Source organism: Streptomyces rishiriensis (assembly GCF_003112535.1).
Classification (GTDB): domain Bacteria; phylum Actinomycetota; class Actinomycetes; order Streptomycetales; family Streptomycetaceae; genus Streptomyces; species Streptomyces rishiriensis.
In genome coordinates, this window is sequence record NZ_BEWA01000057.1 from 1 (window position 1) to 4,006 (window position 4,006).

Sequence of the window (4,006 nt, forward strand, 5' to 3'; positions counted from 1 at the left end):
CCCCTGACCCGGAAACACGAACACCGGGTCGAGGGAGGCGCCGGGGCTCTCGGTGAGGCCGCGGGCCGCGCTCGCAGGTCGTTCGCCCCTGGCCAGGGCACGCAGACCGTCGACCAGGCCCGCGTGGTCCGTGCCGATGACGACGGCGCGCTCCTCCAGCGCGGCGCGACCGGTGGCGAGCGCGTGGGAGACGTCCACGGCGGAGAGGCCGGCGGACTCGACGCGGTCGAGCAGCCGCTGTGCCTGCTCCTTCAGCGCGGCCTCCGACCGGGCCGACAGCATCCAGGGCAGGACGACACCGGTCTTCTCCGCCTTGTCCGTCGCTTCGGCGTCCGTCACGTCGGCGTTCGTCGCCTCGGCGGCTTCCGCCGGTTCGGCGGCCGGCGCCTGCTCGAGGACGACGTGGGCGTTGGTGCCGCTGCCTCCGAAGGAGGAGACGCCCGCGCGGCGCGGCCGTCCGGTGTCCGGCCAGTCGACGGCCTCGGTGAGCAGGCGCAGCGTGCCGGAGGACCAGTCGACGTGCGGAGTGAGCTCCTCTCCGTGGAGCGACTTGGGGGCGACGCCGTGCCGGAGCGATTCGACCATCTTGATGATGCCCACGACGCCGGAAGCGGCCTGGGTGTGGCCGACGTTGGACTTCAGGGAACCGATCAGCAGCGGGGCGCCGGCGTCGCGCTCCTTGCCGTAGGTGGCCTGCAGCGCCTGCGCCTCGATCGGGTCACCGAGCTTCGTTCCCGTGCCGTGCGCCTCCACCACGTCCACATCGGCCGCCGACAGACCCGCGTCCGCCAGCGCCGCACGGATCACCCGCTGCTGGGACGGCCCGTTCGGCGCCGTCAGACCGTTCGACGCGCCGTCCTGGTTGATCGCCGAACCCCGCACCACCGCCAGCACCTGGTGGCCCAGCGCCCGCGCGTCCGACAACCGCTCCAGCAGCAGCACGCCGACGCCTTCACCCCAGCCCGTGCCGTCGGCGCCGGCCGCGAAGGGCTTGCAGCGGCCGTCGGCGGCCAGGCCGCGCTGACGGCTGAACTCGATGAAGTTGCGCATGCTGGCCATGACGGTGACACCGCCCGCGACCGCCATCGAGCACTCGCCGGAGCGCAGCGCCCGGACCGCGAGATGGAGGGCGACCAGCGAGGAGGAGCACATGGTGTCGAGGCTGACGGCGGGCCCCTCGAACCCGAAGCTGTAGGAGATGCGCCCCGACAGCACGGCGGCGGATCCGCCGGTCAGCAGGTGTCCTTCGATGCCCTCGGGCGCGCGGACGCCGTCGGGCGCGTAGGCCTGGTTGCTGGCGCCGACGAACACACCGGTGGAACTGCCCCGCAGGGTCGTGGGGTCGATGCCGGCCCGTTCGAACGCCTCCCAGGTGGTTTCCAGGAGCAGTCGCTGCTGCGGGTCCATCGCGGTCGCCTCACGCGGCGAGATCTCGAAGAACCCGGCGTCGAACTCGGCCGCGTCGTGCAGGAAGGCGCCCTGGCGGACGTAGCTGGTGCCGATGCGCTCCGGGTCGGGGTCGTACAGCGCCTCGATGTCCCAGCCGCGGTCGGTCGGCAGGTCCGAAACGGTGTCGACGCCGTCGGCGACGATCCGCCACAGGTCCTCCGGGCTGCGCACTCCACCGGGCATGTGACAGGCGGTGGCCACGATGGCTATGGGCTCGTGCGCCCGCGTCTCCAGGTCGGTGAGCCTGTGACGGGTCTGTCGCAGGTCCGTGGTGACGCGCTTGAGGTAGTCCCGCAGCTTGTCCTCGGTGTTGTGCGTGTTGGCCATGCCAGTCAGCCCTTCGAGAATCGGGAAATCGTGTCGGGGGTGCGCTCAGGAGATCCCGAGTTCCTTGTCGATCAGATCGAACATGTCCTGGTCGGAGGCGCCGACCAGTTCCTCGTCCACGGGTGCGGGGGCGGGTTCGCCGGTGGGCGCCGCCCAGGAGTCGAGCAAACCGCGTAGCGCCTCGGCGAGTTCGGCCCTGCCGGCCGGGTCCGAGGTGGCGCGGTAGGCCGCCTCGATCTCCTTCAGCCGGGGGTCGAGCGCGGTGTCGCCGTCGTCCTCGGGGAAGAGTTCCGCGCCCAGGTGGTCGGCGAGGGCGTTCGGCGTCGGGTGGTCGAAGACGAGCGTCGCGGAGAGCCTGGCCCCGAGTGCGGAGCCGAGCCGGTTGCGCAGTTCGACCGCGGTGAGGGAATCGAAGCCCATGTCCCGGAAGGCCCGGCCGGGCTTGACCCCGTCGGCGGCTCCGGAGCCGAGGACCGCGCCCACGTGCGTGCGGACCAGCTCGGCCAGCCGGCGCTTGCGCTTGGCAGCCGGCAGCGCGGCCAGTTCGCCGCGGAGCCCGCCGGCCGCTGTGCTCGCGTCCGCCGGTTGCCCGGCCGCCCCTTCGGCGTCCTGCGCGGCCAGCAGGGCCTGGACGTCCGGGATCTCCTCGATCAGCGGGCGGCGCCCGTGGGCGCAGTACGCGGGCACGAACCGGTCCCAGCGGATGTCCGCCACGACGACGGTGGTCTCGTCCGCCGCAACCGATTCGCGCAGGGCGCGCACGGCGAGCGCCGGCTCCATCGCGGGCACTCCGCGCCGCGCCAGCTGCTCGCCCACCTCGTCGTCGACCATGCCGCCGCCGGCCCAGGCGCCCCAGGCGATCGAGGTGGCGGGCAGGCCGGCGGCGCGGCGCCGTTCGGCGAGCGCGTCGAGGTGGGCGTTGGCCGCCGCGTACGGCCCCTGGCCGCCGTTGCCCCAGACGCCGGCTCCGGAGGAGAAGAGCACGAAGGCGTCCAACGGGCGTGCGCCCAGCAGTTCGTGCAGGTTCTCGGCGCCCACGACCTTGGCGTGCATCAGCTCGGCGGCCTCGTCGGCGTCGATCTTCGTGAGCGGGCGCGCCCGGTCGACGGCGCCCGCGGTGTGGACGACCGCGGTCAGGGGAGTCTCGTCCGGGATGCCCCGCACGACCGCGGCGAGCGCGGCGCGGTCGGCCACGTCGCAGGCGGCGACGGTCACCCGGCATCCGAGGTCGGTCAGTTCGCGCTCCAGCTCCGCCGCACCCGGCGCGTCGGGACCGCGCCGGCTGGTCAGCACCAGATGCTCCGCGCCCTCGCGGGCGAGATCCCTTGCCACATGGGCGCCGAGTGCTCCGGTGCCACCGGTGATGAGTACGGCGCCTCGCGGCTTCCACACCGGCGCCTCGCCGGATCCGGCGAGCGGTGAGCGCACCATCCGCCGGACGCGCACTTCTCGCAGCCCGGGCCGGAGCGCGAACTCGCTCTCTCCGCCGGACGCGTCGCCTGCCGCAAGCAGCGCGGGCAGCCGCGCAAGCAGCTCGGTGCCGCCGTCCACGGGGAGGTCCACCAGGCCGCCGGACCGCTCGGGGTCGTCCAGCGCGGCCACCCGGAGCAGGCCCCACGCGGCAGCCTGGCCGGCGACCGGCTCGTCCTCGGCGTCGACGGCGACGGCTCCGCGCGTCAGTGACCACAGTCCCGCGTGGATCGCGTTGTCCGCGAGGGCCTGGCTCAAGGCCATGGAGCCGAGCACTCCCCTGGTGACGCCCGGGCTGCGCTTGTCCGGTGCGTCGTCCAGGGCCAGCAGCGACAGCACGCCGGCGGGCGCGTCCCCGGGTTTCACGGCGGCGTCCAGCAGTTCGGCGACGACCGTCCGGTCCGCCCGCTCCGGCACGACGACCGGGACGACTCGCGTCGCCTCCTCCAGAGCGCGTCGCGTCCGGACCGTCACGTCGTCGTCCGTCCGCCCTTCGGGGACGACGAGCAGCCAGGTCCCGTCGAGCGCGGCTGCTTCGGGGAGCCGGTGCGGCCGCCAGGCCACCCGGTAGCGCCAGCCGTCCAGCTTCGCCCGGCCCTGCCGCCCACGATGCCAGGCCGACAACGCCGGCAGGACGTCACCCAGACCCCCCGTCTCGTCAAGACCCAGCGTGCCCGCCAGCCCTTCGACGTCACCCTCCTCGACGATCCGCCAGAACTCCTCCTGCGCCGGATCGACCCCGGCCTGCGCCCTGGGCAGA

Annotated in this window: 2 protein-coding genes; both read right to left on the reverse strand. The window is 74.0% G+C overall.

The features are described 5' to 3' along the window. Positions 1 to 1,776, reverse strand: a 1,776-nt coding sequence (locus Sri02f_RS40760; RefSeq protein ID WP_174855815.1) for a type I polyketide synthase, incomplete at its 3' end; no start/stop codon positions are given. Positions 1,777 to 1,821: 45 nt separating this feature from the next. Then, positions 1,822 to 4,006: SDR family NAD(P)-dependent oxidoreductase (locus Sri02f_RS40765; protein WP_109006316.1), on the reverse strand; the 2,185-nt coding region annotated here is incomplete at its 5' end.